Origin of the sequence: Winogradskyella wichelsiae (genome assembly GCF_013403925.1) — a bacterium.
In the GTDB taxonomy this organism is placed as follows: domain Bacteria; phylum Bacteroidota; class Bacteroidia; order Flavobacteriales; family Flavobacteriaceae; genus Winogradskyella; species Winogradskyella wichelsiae.
Genome location: NZ_JABFDJ010000010.1, coordinates 41,248 through 56,528 on the forward strand (window position 1 = coordinate 41,248; position 15,281 = coordinate 56,528).

Annotated in this window: 16 protein-coding genes; 6 read left to right on the forward strand and 10 right to left on the reverse strand. The window is 30.6% G+C overall.

Translation table 11 applies throughout. The features are described 5' to 3' along the window. Positions 1 to 107 precede the first annotated feature (107 nt). The 5 genes from HM985_RS16335 (at position 108) to HM985_RS16355 (ending at position 5,031) form a co-directional block, all read left to right on the forward strand. Entirely contained in the window at positions 108 to 1,115 is a 1,008-nt protein-coding gene (locus tag HM985_RS16335) for a glycosyltransferase (RefSeq protein ID WP_179377287.1), read from the forward strand. Positions 1,116 to 1,117: 2 nt separating this feature from the next. Further along, positions 1,118 to 2,080, forward strand: a complete 963-nt coding sequence (locus tag HM985_RS16340; protein ID WP_179377288.1) for a YbbR-like domain-containing protein — start codon at positions 1,118 to 1,120, stop codon at positions 2,078 to 2,080. Position 2,081: 1 nt separating this feature from the next. Then, entirely contained in the window at positions 2,082 to 2,669 is a 588-nt protein-coding gene (coaE, locus tag HM985_RS16345; protein WP_179377289.1) for a dephospho-CoA kinase, read from the forward strand. A gap of 108 nt (positions 2,670 to 2,777) precedes the next feature. Continuing rightward, the gene (locus HM985_RS16350) at positions 2,778 to 4,313 is read left to right on the forward strand and encodes a sensor histidine kinase (protein WP_179377290.1); all 1,536 of its coding nucleotides are present in this window, start codon (positions 2,778 to 2,780) and stop codon (positions 4,311 to 4,313) included. A gap of 10 nt (positions 4,314 to 4,323) precedes the next feature. Next, a complete protein-coding gene (locus HM985_RS16355) occupies positions 4,324 to 5,031 on the forward strand; it encodes a response regulator transcription factor (RefSeq protein ID WP_179377291.1) in 708 nt (235 codons plus the stop codon). A gap of 53 nt (positions 5,032 to 5,084) precedes the next feature. Here HM985_RS16355 and miaA read toward each other — a convergent pair whose 3' ends face one another. From miaA to HM985_RS16390, 7 genes are all read right to left on the reverse strand, one after another. After that, the gene (gene miaA / locus HM985_RS16360; RefSeq protein ID WP_179377292.1) at positions 5,085 to 5,999 is read right to left on the reverse strand and encodes a tRNA (adenosine(37)-N6)-dimethylallyltransferase MiaA; all 915 of its coding nucleotides are present in this window, start codon (positions 5,997 to 5,999) and stop codon (positions 5,085 to 5,087) included. Between the two features lie 15 nt (positions 6,000 to 6,014). Then, on the reverse strand, positions 6,015 to 6,911 hold the full coding sequence (locus HM985_RS16365; RefSeq protein WP_179377293.1) for an ion transporter: 897 nt from the start codon (positions 6,909 to 6,911) through the stop codon (positions 6,015 to 6,017). A 25-nt stretch (positions 6,912 to 6,936) separates the two neighbouring features. Then, the gene (locus tag HM985_RS16370; RefSeq protein ID WP_179377335.1) at positions 6,937 to 8,304 is read right to left on the reverse strand and encodes an exonuclease domain-containing protein; all 1,368 of its coding nucleotides are present in this window, start codon (positions 8,302 to 8,304) and stop codon (positions 6,937 to 6,939) included. A 21-nt stretch (positions 8,305 to 8,325) separates the two neighbouring features. Then, a complete protein-coding gene (locus tag HM985_RS16375; RefSeq protein WP_179377294.1) occupies positions 8,326 to 8,988 on the reverse strand; it encodes a YggS family pyridoxal phosphate-dependent enzyme in 663 nt (220 codons plus the stop codon). Between the two features lie 24 nt (positions 8,989 to 9,012). Beyond that, on the reverse strand, positions 9,013 to 10,251 hold the full coding sequence (locus HM985_RS16380) for a DUF1015 domain-containing protein (protein WP_179377295.1): 1,239 nt from the start codon (positions 10,249 to 10,251) through the stop codon (positions 9,013 to 9,015). 3 nt (positions 10,252 to 10,254) lie between these two features. Next, positions 10,255 to 11,145, reverse strand: coding sequence for a 3-hydroxyacyl-CoA dehydrogenase family protein (locus HM985_RS16385; protein WP_179377296.1), 891 nt, complete (start codon positions 11,143 to 11,145; stop codon positions 10,255 to 10,257). A gap of 178 nt (positions 11,146 to 11,323) precedes the next feature. Continuing rightward, positions 11,324 to 12,283 carry a Gfo/Idh/MocA family protein gene (locus HM985_RS16390; RefSeq protein WP_179377297.1) on the reverse strand — a complete coding sequence of 320 codons (960 nt, stop codon included), beginning with the start codon at positions 12,281 to 12,283 and terminating at the stop codon, positions 11,324 to 11,326. Positions 12,284 to 12,513: 230 nt separating this feature from the next. On the opposite strand from HM985_RS16390, the gene HM985_RS16395 reads away from it, so the two are divergent. Then, positions 12,514 to 13,155 carry a protein-L-isoaspartate(D-aspartate) O-methyltransferase gene (locus HM985_RS16395; RefSeq protein WP_179313207.1) on the forward strand — a complete coding sequence of 214 codons (642 nt, stop codon included), beginning with the start codon at positions 12,514 to 12,516 and terminating at the stop codon, positions 13,153 to 13,155. Positions 13,156 to 13,234: 79 nt separating this feature from the next. Here the strand turns inward: HM985_RS16395 and HM985_RS16400 are convergent, their stop codons facing one another. The 3 genes from HM985_RS16400 to HM985_RS16410 all read right to left on the reverse strand — a co-directional run bounded on the left by HM985_RS16400 (position 13,235) and on the right by HM985_RS16410 (position 15,276). Next, positions 13,235 to 14,251 (reverse strand): TQO small subunit DoxD, encoded by a 1,017-nt coding sequence (locus HM985_RS16400; protein WP_218843433.1) that lies wholly within the window; start codon positions 14,249 to 14,251, stop codon positions 13,235 to 13,237. A 77-nt stretch (positions 14,252 to 14,328) separates the two neighbouring features. Then, positions 14,329 to 14,712: a hypothetical protein gene (locus HM985_RS16405; RefSeq protein WP_179377298.1), complete on the reverse strand. Its 384-nt coding sequence runs from the start codon at positions 14,710 to 14,712 to the stop codon at positions 14,329 to 14,331. A gap of 48 nt (positions 14,713 to 14,760) precedes the next feature. Then, entirely contained in the window at positions 14,761 to 15,276 is a 516-nt protein-coding gene (locus HM985_RS16410; RefSeq protein ID WP_179377299.1) for a hypothetical protein, read from the reverse strand. Between the last annotated feature and the right edge of the window lie 5 nt (positions 15,277 to 15,281).

Sequence of the window (15,281 nt, forward strand, 5' to 3'; positions counted from 1 at the left end):
GCTTAAATTCTAAGAGATTTATTTTGAATAAAATTAAATTGAAATGTCTGTATTTAAAGCAAAGTATGCATTACTTTTTGTGATTGGTTTATTTACCTTTGTAGTCTATGGAGCGCATGAATTTTTCATTTATTATCCCGGTTTATAATAGACCTAACGAAATTAAAGAGCTTTTAGATAGTTTTTTAAAATTAGAAACGGAAGATGATTATGAAATTGTAATTATTGAAGACGGTTCTACAGAATCTTCAGAAGGGGTTGTTAAAAGTTTCAAAAATGAATTAAATATTTCTTATTATTTTAAGTCAAATTCTGGCCCAGGAGATTCTAGAAATTATGGTATGAAAAAGGCAAAAGGGAACTATTTTATTATCTTAGATTCTGATGTGTTGTTGCCTTCTAATTATTTAATTGAAGTAAAAACCTTTTTAGATAATTCTTACTATGATTGTTTTGGAGGACCAGATGCTGCACACCCTTCGTTTTCTAACCTTCAGAAAGCCATTAATTTTTCGATGACATCTTTTATAACCACAGGTGGTATAAGAGGAGGAAAACAAAAAATTGAAGATTTTCAACCAAGAAGTTTTAATATGGGGTTATCTAAAAAAGCATTTTTAGCTTCAGGTGGATTCGGTAAAATTCACCCAGGTGAAGATCCTGATTTATCTTTGCGTTTACATCAATTAAACTTTAAAACCACATTGATAGAAAATGCATTTGTTTATCATAAAAGACGTATATCTTGGTCTAAATTTTATAAACAAGTAAATAAATTTGGTATGGTTAGACCTATACTTAATCAATGGCATCCAAGTTCTAAAAGTATTGTTTACTGGTTTCCTACAATATTTAGCCTTGGTTTTATAATTGCTACAATCTTAGCATTGTTTCAACTTAATTTACCATTATATTTATATGGATTTTATTCTGTAGTTGCATTTATATTGGCCCTAATTTCAAATAGAAGTTTTAGTGTGGCAATACAGTCTTTATTAGCAATAGGCATTCAATTTTTTGGTTATGGTTTTGGGTTTTTAAAATCTACTTTTTATATATTGATTTTAAAAAGAGATCCTAAAAAATCATTTCCTCAATTATTTTTTTTAAATTAAAAATGAGTTCTAAAAAGAAAACGACCATACTCGATTATATAAAAAAGAAAAGCTTTCAAAGGTTTAGTCTCTTTTTTATAGTTGCTTTTGTCTTTTTAATTTTTTCAAAATTATCTAACGATTACAAGCAAACTATCAAGTTAAATGTAAGGTTTAGTGATCTAGATGATGAAATTTTAATTAAAAAAGATACAACAAATTATATTCAAGCTTACGTCGAAACTAAAGGGTTTTCATTAATGCCTTTTATGTTCGATAATTCTGTAGAGTTAACAATTAATGCAAGAACCGATGTAACACAAACATCAAAATATTTTATTTTTGATGTTTTTAAGCACAAATATCTTATAGAGCGTCAATTAGGTAATTCATTTGACGTCATTTCATTAATACCAGATACACTCTTAATTCCATACGCCAAAAGAGCTTCTAAAATAGTGCCTATTAAGTTTCAAAACGATATTAATTATTCAGTAGGATATGATTTAAAAGGCAAGTTTATCTTAGCTACAGATAGTGTAAAAGTTGTTGGTTCTCAGATAGAAGTGAGTGAAATAAACGCAATTGTAACAGAAAAATTAGTTTTAAAAGATGTCAAAACTAATATTGAGAATACTGTAGTTTTAGATATTTCTAATTTTAAGGATGTAGAAGTATTTCCAAAATCAGTTGATGTTACAGGGCGTGTGGCTCGCTTTACAGAAGGTGTGATTGAAGTGCCAATAACGGTAGTAAATCAACCAAATAATGTTAGTATAAATTACTTTCCTAAAACTGTAACATTATCTTATTATGTAGATTTAGATCAGTATAACACCATTAAGACTTCAGATTTTAAAGTAGAATGTGATTATTCTGAAATTGAAGACCATCAAACATTCTTAATACCCAAAGTGGTTAAATCTTCAGAATTTGTTAAGCATGTTAAGATTAAGCAAAAGCAAATAGATTTTATAGAATTATAATATGGTGGTAGGATTAACAGGTGGTATCGGTAGTGGTAAAACGACTATTTTAAAATATTTTCAATCATTAGGTGTTCCTGTTTATATCGCTGATGATGAAGCTAAGGCTTTAATGAATCGTTCTAAGGTTATTAGACGTCAACTTATAGCGTTGTTCGGTACGGAAGCTTATAAAGATGATATATTAAACAGAGCTTTTTTATCTTCTAAAATATTTAATGAGAAACGTTTACTCTCTAAAATGAATGCCATTGTACACCCTAAAGTAGCATCACATTTTAAGGCGTGGCTTAAAAATCAGGACTCAATTTATGTCATAAAGGAGGCTGCTATTATATTTGAAAATAATCATCAAGATCAATACGATTTTATAATAACAGTTATTGCTGATGAGACTCTTAGAATAGAGCGTGTAATGCAGCGTGATGGATCTTCAAAAGAAAAGGTTAAAACAATTATAAATAATCAGTGGTCTGATGACGATAAGATAAAAGCATCAGATTTTATAATTATTAATAATAACTTAGAAGAAGCTAAAAAACAAGCCCTTAAAATTCATAATTCTTTACTGAAAAAGTTAAATCCCTAATTAAAGGTTTTCATTTGTTAACATTAGGTTAAACCTAATTTACTCTAAATGTTAAAATGTTAAATTTGAGAAATGAACAAAAAACTATTCGTGATATTGATAATTTTAATGAGTTTATCTCTCATAGGAATTATTTTTGTGCAAGCATTTTTTATAAACAATAGTTTAGAGAATGAAGATAAAAACTTCACGTTTAGTGTAAAACGATCGTTGAGCTTAGTTTCTCAGGCTATTGAGGATTATGAATATCGCGATTTTTTTATGAAAATTCAACCTTATTTAAGTCAGGATAATAAGGCTGATTCATCTATTATAAAACAGTTATTTATAGCTACGGAAGATGATGTTAATGATAAAACTATTATTCACAGAAATACGGTTTTAGAAGAACGTTTTAGAGTCCCTTCATTGTTCTTTGAAATTGATGCAGATAGTTTTAATATTAGTAAATTATCTAGTGAGCGTGTTACTGAAATTTATAATAACACAACCATTGATGGTAATAGAATAATAGATCCAGAAACAAAAATAAGAGAGTATTCTTCTTTAAGTGCTTTAGATAAGCAGTTTTATGAAGATAGTTTTGAAACCTTATTAAAAGATAAGCCTGTTTATAAACGTATTACAGCACAGCAAGTAGAAACTTTTTTAAGAAGAGAATTTAGAGATGAAGGCATTGATCTTGATTTTGAATTTGCGATTTACGATGATGATTTAGCGACCAAAGTAAAATCTGATAATTTCGAATTAATGGAAGGAAACACTTACGGAGTTTTAGTGTTTTTAGATAGTAACAACGATAGTAGTTATAAACTTTATGTAGATTTTACAGGACAACGAGAGTATTTATTATCCTCTATATTATGGCTAATTGTACTTTCTATTGTGTTTACTGGTATTATAATATTGGCATATTCTAGTGCTATTTATCAATTGATAAGACAACGTCAAATTTCGCAGATTAAGACAGATTTTATTAATAATATGACGCATGAGTTTAAAACGCCGATTGCGACAATTAATTTAGCTTTAGATTCCATTAAAAACCCAAAAATTATAGGCGACCAAGAAAAGGTTTTACGTTATCTTGGAATGATAAAAGAAGAGAATAAACGGATGCATGCTCAAGTAGAGAATGTATTACGTATTTCAAAGTTAGACAAAAATGAACTTAATATAAGTAAGGAACGAATAGACTTACACGACTTAGTTGAAGATGCTATTACCCACGTAGAGTTAATTGTAGAAGATAGACAAGGTTATGTTAAAAGTCATTTAAATGCAGATCATGCATCAATTTTAGCAAATGATACACACTTTACGAATGTGGTCGTCAATGTATTAGATAATGCTATAAAATATTCTGATGATCCACCTAAGATAGATGTTTACACTGAAAATGTAGGAAATAATGTTATTTTAAAAGTAGTTGATCAAGGAAATGGAATGTCTAAAGCTGTTGCTAAACGTGTATTTGAAAAGTTTTATAGAGAACACACTGGAAATGTACATAATGTTAAAGGGCATGGCTTAGGTTTAGCTTATGTAAAGAAAATAATAGAGGACCATCAAGGTCATATATCAGTAGAAAGTGAAAAAGGAAAAGGCAGTACTTTTGTTATAAAGATGCCGTTAATATCATAAAAAATGAATTATGGAAGAGCAAAATAAAAAGATTCTTTTGGTAGAAGACGATCCAAATTTTGGAACTGTTTTAAAAGATTATTTAATGATGAACGATTACGACGTTGTCCATGCCAAAAATGGAATGGAAGGCTTTGAAAAGTTCAAAAAAGATGATTATGATCTTTGTATTCTAGATGTAATGATGCCTTATAAAGATGGGTTTACATTAGCTAAAGAAATTAGAGAGAAAAACGAAGATGTGCCAATTATTTTCTTAACGGCAAAAGCCATGAAAGAAGATGTTCTTAAAGGTTATAAAGTAGGTGCAGATGATTATCTGAATAAGCCTTTTGATAGTGAAGTTTTATTGATGAAAATTAAAGCTATTATGCAACGTAAAGCTAAAGATACGGTTGCAGATAGTAAACAATTTGAATTTAAAATTGGTCGGTTCGATTTAAATTCTAAATTACGTTTCCTTAAATTAGATGGTGAAGAGCCTTCTAAATTATCACCAAAAGAAAACGAATTGTTACGCTTATTAGCTTTGCATGAAAATGATTTAATGCCGAGAGAATTAGCATTAACAAAAATTTGGAGAGATGATAACTACTTTACATCTCGTAGTATGGATGTTTATATCGCTAAATTGCGTAAATACTTAAAACCAGATCCAAATGTTGAAATTTTAAACATTCACGGAGAAGGGTTTAGGTTAGTAATAAATAATAAGTAAGTTAAAACTTTACCTATATAAATTAAAATCCAGCTCATTGAGCTGGATTTTTTTTATATCTGTTGATCAATATATGCTATAATAGTAGATAAATCAGTTTCATAATCAAACCACTTTAGAGATTCATCTTTTCTAAACCATGTAAGTTGTCTTTTAGCAAAACGTCTAGTATTCTTTTTTATTTCTGAAATAGCAAAATCTAAAGTTATGTGGCCTTCTAAATATTGAAATAACTCTTTATAACCTACAGTATTTAAAGCATTAAGATCTTTAAACGGCAAAAGACGTTTAGCTTCGTCCAATAGACCATTTGCGACCATTATATCCACACGCTGATTAATTCTATCGTAAATAATAGATCGTTCAGCATTTAAACCAATTGCTATTGTTTTAAAATCACGATGCTTTTCTGGTCTGGTTAAAAATGAAGAATACGTCTTATCTGTGCCAATGCAAATTTCTAAAGCTCTAATAACACGTTTAGGATTATCAATAGCTATAGTATTATAAGTTTCTACATCCAATAATTCTAATTGTTGTTGTAAGGAATGCAAACCCTCTGTTTCAAATCTGTTATTAAGTTCTGTTCTAATATTTGGGTCTACTTCGGGGAAATAATCTAATCCATTAGTAACAGCTTTTACATACAATCCAGAACCTCCAACCATAACAGTAAAAGTATGATCTTTATGCAACTCTTTTATTTTAGAAATAGCTTCACGTTCAAAATCTCCAACGGTAAATGTATCTTTAATTGACTTATTTTGAATAAAATGATGCTTTGCTTCACTTAATTCTTTAGTTGAAGGCACGGCAGTCCCGATAGTCATTTCTTTATAAAATTGACGTGAATCTGCTGAAATTATTTCTGCATTATAATGTTGAGCAAGCTTAATACTTAATGCTGTTTTACCGATTGCCGTAGGACCGACAATAGCAATCGTAAAGTTTGAAGGTGTTTTAACCATATTTAAATTTGCAATTTAAGGGTGGAGTTGATTTCCACAATTATAACAAAAATCAGCGTTGTCTCTGTGATTAGAAACATGACAATTTGAACAATGTTGCGAATTTAAATGTACAATAAGATCCTTTGTAGGTGCTTTTTGTTGTTGATTGTTATTAGCTATTAAAGCTTCATTTTCTTCATCAGATTTTTTACCAGCTCTTACATACTCAGCAGATACAATTCCTGTAGGTACAGCAATAATACCGTATCCTAATATCATTATAAAAGAAGTAATTAGTTGACCTAGTGCTGTTTGTGGGGCTATGTCTCCAAAGCCAACGGTAGTTAATGTAACAATACACCAATAAACACTCTTAGGAATATTATCAAAACCATTAGCTTCTCCTTCAACTAAATACATGATAGTTCCGAAAATAACAGATGTAATCACTACAGCAAACAAGAAAACTAAAATTTTTACACGGCTAGCGACTAAAGATGCTCTTAAGTGGTTTGAAGCCCCAAGATAACGGGCTAATTTTAAAATTCTAAAAACTCTAAGCAATCGTAGTGCTCTTAATGTAACCAATGCTTGAGAACCTACAAAAGCAAAGGATAAATACATTGGTATTGTAGACAGTAAATCTATAATCCCAAAGAAACTGGTAACATATTTTAATGGTTTTTTGACTGAAATAATTCTTAAAATATATTCTATTGAAAATAAAATTGTAACGACCCATTCTCCTATATATAAAAGGTCATGATATTCGCGATCAATACTTACAATACTTTCAAGCATCACTAAAACGATACTAAAAATAATGAATACTAAAAGTAAGATATCAAAAAGTTTTCCGGAAGGAGTATCTGCTTCGTAGATTACCTCGTGAATTTTATTTTTCCAGTTATTATTTTTCTGAGATTCCATAGATGTTAAAATACAATAACTAAAATTATTTATTTAGTTCAACAATTTTTAGTCTTTTATTACGGCGCATATAACTTTGAATAATATGTTGTGTATCTCTATTGTTTTCCATAGGAGTTATAATCGATGCTAAAATGGCTCTATTATTAATTTGATGATTCAAATCAAAGAATCCCATGCCTTTAAAAATTCCATTTTCAATTAAAAAAACAATTTTTTCTTCAATAGTTCGTCCTTTATCAATAATAAGCATATCCTTGTTTTGATAACTGTATTTATCTATTAATTCATGTACACGTTGATTATAGACATCAGCAGGTTCTTCATTAACACAAGCACCTTTACATTCTTTTACATCATATTTAAAACAGCTTGTTTTTGTCGCATACAAATCTGTTAATTTCTGGCATAAGTTATAAGTATCAGCGGCTTTAAACATAAAACTTTTAGCACTACCTCTTGTACTAAAAGTTGTAATAGGTGTTTCTTCCCTGTTAGATTTATCGATATGTAGATTTATATAGCCATTTTTATCAACGAATTGATATAAGGCGTGTGTAAAAATTGTTCTACGTAAAGCTCTATTAAAAATAGGCTTATTAGCTTTAATTTCTGCGCTTTCTTTTAAAAGGGCAGCTAACTCACTACCTGTTTTTTCATAAGTAACTGTATGTACAAACTTTTGAATTTTTTTAGATTTTGAATTTGTACCCGTAAAATGTTGAATAATTCGCTTTCTAATATTGTTACTTTTTCCAATATAAATAATCTCACTATCTGCATTGTAGATGTAATATACACCAGTATCCGCAGGTAATTTATCAATGATATCTTTTAAATTGGGGGCTATTTTAGATTTCTGTTCAACTTTAATAGCATCCTTGACAATAACTTTGTCTAAATCTTTATTAAGTAACATTTTAAATAACTTTACAGTCGCCATAGCATCACCGTTTGCTCGGTGTCTGTCACTAATCGGTATGCCTAAAGAACGTGTTAATTTGCCTAAACTGTACGAAGGCATATCAGGAATTAACTGCTGAGAAAGCTCTACAGTACAAAGCGTTTTGCGCTTAAAAGGAAATCCTAAGCGTTTAAATTCAGTCTTTAAAATTCTATAATCAAAAGAAGAATTATGAGCTACAATAATACAATCTTCAGTAATTTCAACAATGCGTTTAGCGATCTCATAAAATTTTGGAGCATTTTTAAGCATTTTCGAATTTATGCCTGTTAAATTAACTACAAAAGGTTGAATGTCGCGCTCTGGATTAACTAAAGAGATGAATTGATCCGTAACCTGGTGACCGTCATATTGGTAAATTGCAATTTCTGTAATTCCCTCTTCATTAAACTTTCCGCCTGTGGTTTCTATGTCTACTATTGCGTAAATAACGTTGTATTATTAATTGAGTTAATTATTATAATTTCGAGTTCCAAAGATACTACTTCCAACACGAACCATAGTACTACCATTTTTAATGGCTAACTGATAATCTCCGCTCATTCCCATACTTATTGTTTTAAGATCGGGATGGGAAGCTCTAAGTTCTGTAAATGTGTTTTTTAAAAATTGAAACTCTTTTTCAACCTGCTTAAGATCATCTGTAAATGTAGCCATTCCCATGAGACCAACAATGTGAATATTCTTTAAATTTAAAAATTCTTCAGATTGTAGCAGGGTAGAAGCATCACTTGCAGACATTCCAAATTTACTATCCTCTTCAGCAATTTTAATTTGAAATAAACAGTTTATAGTTCTGTCGTATTTTTCGGCTTGTTTATTAATTTCATTGAGTAGCTTAAAACTATCTACGCCATGAATTAAATCTACAAATTCAGCCATGTATTTTACCTTATTTCGCTGTACATGACCAATCATATGCCACTCTATATCTTTTGGCATTTCTTCATGTTTCTCAGCCATTTCTTGGATTTTATTTTCTCCAAAAATACGCTGTCCTGCATTATAAGCTTCCATTAAGTCACTTACAGGTTTTGTTTTAGAAACGGCCACTAAAGTAACGTGTTCTGGTAAGGTAGATTTTATATGATTTAAGTTGTCTATTATACTCATTTCAATAATTTATTATTAAACTGTTTAATATTCATAGATTGTTATTCCACTTCGCAATTTTGGTAAAATATAGGTGCTTTTAGGTGGCATAGTTAAACCTTCGTCTGCTATTTGCTTCATTTGGTTTACATTTGAAGGACACATCCCAAAACCAACTTTAAATTCACCACTATCTACACTACTTTTAATGGTGATCATTTCGTGTTGGCCATTAACGTACGAAATTCTATTATCGTTACGTAAATCTTCAATACCTAAAATAGGCTGAAGAATGGTTTTAAATAATATTTGAGCATCTAATTCATCTAAAGCGGTATGAAACTGATAAGCTGATTTTCTTAAAAATAAAGAATAAAACTCACCGTCTAAATACATACTAAATTGATGTGCATCTTTTGGGTGATATGGAATATTGCCTCTGTTTTCAATACGAAATGTTTCATCTAGCTGAATTAAAAAAGCTTCTTTGGTTAAGCCGTTCAAGTCTTTAATTAATCGATTAAATTCTTGGATAACCAATTCAGATTCCGGAATTAAATACGACATAAAGAAGTTGTAAGATTCACTACCATTATGATTGGGATTCTTTGCCTTTTCATCTTTATATAATAGGTAAGACGATGCAGATCTATGATGACCATCGGCGATATAAATGGTTTTCATTTTATTGAATTCCTCTTCAATAATAGCAATAGTATTTTCATTATCTACTTTCCATAAATAATGAGTATCTCTGTAGGTCATTGTAAATTCAAACTCCGCATAACCCTTTTGTGTTTCCTTTATAATTTCAGAAATAACAGCATTATCAGGGTAGGTAAGCAAAACAGGTTCTGCATTAAACCCAACAGTTTGGATATAAGTTTTAAAAGTTTCTTCGCGTTTAGCGATCGTATCTTCATGTTTTTTTATGACATCATTTTCGTAATCCTCAGCACTTGTCGCTGCAATGATTCCGTTAAACTCATGGCCATGTCTGTTAACTATTTTATAAATATAAAATGAAGGCTTTTCATCTTGAATAAAAATTCCATCTTCCTTAAATTCAGAATAGCGATTCTTCACTAAACGATAACGCTCTTTCCCTGTAACTTCCTGGTCGTATTTATAACCAGGATTTACAATATGGAGAAAACTAAAAGGGTTATACGCCATCCTCGTTTTTCGTTCGTTTAAGGTATAACTCTGATAAGGGCGTGCGGCAACAAGGCCAACAATAGCTCTTGTTGGTTTTACAGCTTTAAATGGAATTATTTTTGCCATTTTTTATTTAGAAAACTGTTTAGAAACCACTTCAGCTTTTCTGCTTTCAGCATAATCATAAAAACCTTCACCAGATTTCACACCTAGTTTTCCGGCCATAACCATATTAACTAATAAAGGACATGGTGCATATTTAGGGTTTTTAAAACCATCGTACATCACATTTAAAATAGACAAACAAACATCTAAACCAATAAAATCTGCAAGTTGCAAAGGTCCCATTGGGTGTGCCATTCCTAATTTCATAACCGTGTCAATTTCTTCAACACCAGCAACACCATTGTAAAGTGTTTCAATAGATTCATTAATCATTGGCATTAAAATACGATTGGCAACAAAACCAGGGTAATCGTTAACTTCGGTTGGTACTTTACCTAGAGTTTTAGATAACTCCATAATCGTTGTTGTAACGGCATCGCTTGTACTGTAGCCTCTAATGATTTCTACTAACTTCATAATTGGCACAGGATTCATAAAATGCATTCCAATAACTTTTTCTGGTCTAGAAGTGACTGCTCCAATTTGTGTAATAGAGATTGAAGAGGTATTAGTAGCTAAAATGGTATCACCGCCACAGATATCATCGAGTTGTTTAAATATTTTTAGTTTTAAATCTAAATTTTCTGTTGCGGCTTCAACAACTAAATCAGCATTTTTAACACCTTCTTCAGTACTTGTAAATGTTGAAATATTTCCTAAAGTTTCAGTCTTTTCAGCTTCACTTATTTTTTCTTTAGCAACCATACGATCCAAATTGCGGGCAATGGTATCCATACCTCGTTTTAATGAAGCATCGCTAATATCAATAAGGTTAACTTTAAATCCAGATTGTGCAAATGTATGAGCAATTCCATTACCCATAGTTCCTGCACCTATTACAGCTATATTTTTCATAAATAAAAAAGCCCAAATTAGCCTTCCTAGAGTGAAGGAATTCTTACATGGGCAAAATAAGAATTTCGTTAATGCTCAATTTATATAAAGATGAGCGCTTATTTAGTTGAAATTATGTTTGAAACGAGATTCGCTTTTAAATTTAAAAATGAATCTCGTTTGGTATAGATTAGTTGAATTAAAACTGATTAATAATCATGTTTGCAACACGTAAAGCTTCAGTACCATCGTGAAGTGTAACAATAGGTTTTGTGTTATTATTAATGGCATCAGCAAACGTTTCTAACTCGTCTAAAATAGCGTTGTTGTTTGCTATATCTGGATTGTCAAAATAGATTTGCTTCTTAATACCTTCAGCATTTTGAAGAATCATATCGAAATCACCAGGATTATCTGGTGCATCTTTCATTTTTACAACCTCGCATTTCTTTTCTAAAAAGTCTACAGAGATGTAAGCATCTTTTTGAAAGAAACGCGTTTTACGCATGTTTTTTAATGAAATTCTGCTTGCTGTTAAATTTGCAACACATCCATTTTTAAACTCAATACGTGCATTAGCAATATCTGGCGTTTCACTTACCACAGAAACTCCACTTGCAGAAATATGTTTAACCGTAGATTGTACCACGCTAAGTATAATATCTATATCATGAATCATTAAATCTAAAACAACTGGGACATCAGTACCTCGAGGATTAAATTCGGCAAGTCTATGGCATTCAATAAACATCGGGTTTTTAATCTGATCTTTTACACCCGTAAAAGCCGGATTAAAACGCTCTACATGTCCTACTTGTCCTTTAACGCCATGTTCTGCAACTAAGGCTCTAAGGGTTTCAGCTTCTTCAACTGTATTTGTAATCGGTTTTTCTATAAATATATGTTTGCCTTGTTTAATGGCTTGTTTTGCACAATCGTAATGAGATAGAGTAGGAGTTACAATATCTACAACATCAACAGCATTTATTAAGTTGTCAATAGAATCGAAATATTTGTAACCAAATTCCTCAGCCACACGTTTTGCATTTTCAGCATCTGCGTCGTAAAAACCAACAAGATCATATTTGTTAGATTGGTTGAGCAATCTCAAATGAATTTTACCAAGGTGACCAGCACCAAGAACACCAGCTTTGAGCATATTTTCTGTTTTTAACAAAAATAGGCGTTTTCGCTCAGAAATTGAAATAAGAAAATATAAATTCCTGTGAAATTGATAATCATCAATAGGAGAGCATCTGCCTAAGTTGTTATACCTAATATTGATAGGAATTATGAAGCAATTTTAGGAGTTTAGTTTTTGTAATTTGAACTTTTAGAGGTTGTATTTTGCCTTTCTTTACTTTATTTTAGCGGAAACTAAACTACGCTTTGAAAGATACATTTAAGCATCAGGGTATGCGCCAACAACTTGTTGAAACTCTCATCAATAAAGACATTAAAGATAAAAACGTTTTAAAAGCCATTGGTAAAATTCCGAGACATTTGTTTATGGACTCTGGGTTTATAGACCATGCATATCAAGATAAGGCGTTTCCTATTGCAGCAGATCAAACTATTTCTCAACCTTATACTGTAGCATTTCAATCTGAATTATTAAAAATAACACCAGAAGATAAAGTTTTAGAAATAGGAACAGGTAGCGGTTATCAAACTGCTGTACTTTTAGAACTTGGAGCTAAAGTTTATAGTATAGAACGCCAAAAAGAGCTTTACAAAAAAACGTCTACATTTCTACCTAAAATTGGTTATAGAGCTAAGCAACTTATATTTGGTGATGGTTATAAAGGTTTACCAGAAGAAGCACCGTTTCAAAGTATTATTGTTACAGCAGGTGCGCCATATGTACCTAATCCATTATTAAGTCAACTAGCAATTGGTGGACGCTTAGTTATTCCTGTTGGTGATAAAGTACAAGTCATGACTTTATTTATTAGAAAAGGGCCTAAAGAATTTGAAAAGCACGAATTTGGTGATTTTAGATTTGTACCTATGCTAGAAGACAAAAATTAAGAGATAGAGACTAAATTTATTTTTATATTAAACTCCTAAAAATGTAATTCATAATTACAATTTTAGGAGTTTTTTTTTGCTAGTTTTTGGTTATTTGATGCTCCCAACTTACACCACTAATATCAGTCATTTTTAAGGTGTATTGACCGCTTGGTAAATTCTGAATTTCAGGATCATTAAAATTCATCTTGGCTTTTGCTCCTAAAGGAACAATTAAACTATGTTTTCCAGGTTTAATTTTCGCAATGTAATAATTAGCAATGTTCTGTTTTGGTAAGGTTGCTAATTTATTTTGAGTATAGTTTAAAATAATTTTGCCGTTTGAATCTTTAAGTTCTACACCAATAATCCATGCGCCATAAACATCTACACCTTCAACTCTAAATACATCAAATGATAGCGTATTATTGTCTATTTTTCCTTCAGTAATTTCAAGTTTAGGTTTTACAGATTTATTATGTAAAGTTCCCCAAAGACCACCATGAAATACTTGATTGGTATACAGCGTTAATCCTAATATGAAAAACGAACCAGTAATAACAACTTTTGAAAAAATACGATCTCTAATAGGCAGTAATCCTGAACCAAGCCAAGCAAATATTTTCTTTTTAGTGATAGGTACATTTTTAGTCATTAAATAATTATCTAATGAAAATCGTCCACTTCCTGTTAAAAATAAGACAAATCCTGTGGCAATACCAAGCACTCCAATTTGCCATTCATCTAAACAAGTCGTACCAATCCATCCCGAACCAAGAAGAATGCCCATTGCCAATCCAAAGACGCCAATACTCATTAATCTTGTAAATAATCCGAAAATAATAAAGAGCCCAACAATACCTTCAATAATAGTAAAAGCAACCATATTGTACCAAAGGATATCAGGATTTTCAACTAAATATAAAATAATTGGTTTTATGCCTAAGGCATTTGGAAGAAAGTGATTAAATTTTTCACCAATATAGCCGGCAGTTTCTGGGTCTAGTTTATCAGCTAAAATGGTACGTCTAAAGAATGCTGAAAAGTATGTCCAACCGACAACCATACGAAGTGCAAGGGCAAGAAAGCCCGAATCGTTTTTAATATGTAAATTCATTATGTATATCTATAAAAAAGTAATTAATAATTTTCTACTAGCAGAAATGGCTAGATTTAAGTCTGAAAGAAAATTAATTATAGATATGCTTTGTTATTTTGATAGAGAATGTAGTAAGGTGCTAAAGGCGGAATTTCGCCTCTTGCATTATAAGATTGTAATACTGGCTTTTGTGAAACTGCAATTGTAGAAGTATTAAAAATTGTTATTTTTGATAATACAGCCTGAGAAACCTGAAGATTATTATAAGATTTTGAAATAATTGCTTCTGCATCTACAGAAACATCACAAACTCTATTTTTTAAAGATGAAAGACTTTTATTGGAAACTTCTGTTGTGGGGAATTCAAAAATATCTTGAAATGAATTTCTAACCTTGCAAGGTGAAAACACCAATAAAACAACTAACCCTATAACAGATAGGGCAGAGGTTATTTGTTTTATGTGGTAAGTTATTTTCACTAGATAAATATGAAATTTAGTTATTTAAAAATTAAAAAAATGATAATCTTATTTTTCAGGTAAATAAGCTTCAGGAATAGGATTTGTCTTTGATTCTTGTTTCCAAAGTAGATTAACAATCCACCAACGTTTACCATCATTAAACAACTGAATACTGTTAATTCCTCTTAAAAGAGATTTCTTGTCTTTTTTTGTTGTAAAACCTTCATAAGTGCTAAGAACATGAGTAATATTTCCGAAAGTTTGAGTTTCTCTTTTCAGCTCTAGTTCATAAAAACCATTTTCAACAATCCATCTTCCTGAAGATTCAATGTACTCTTCCGAAGACATATATTTTAAAGTGGTTTCTTTTTTTTCATTTTTTCCAGTAACAATAAGTTTGGCATCTTTTTTAAATAAATACTTAAATAAATCCCAATTGCGTTCTTTTCCCTTGTCTCCTGAAATTACAGAATATAAAGTAGCAATGGTACTATCAATTGTTGCTACTTTTTGCGAGTAGTCTACTTCTTGAGCATTTAATCCTATTGAAAAAAGGAATAAAATAAATAATGTTTTTTTCATGTTAT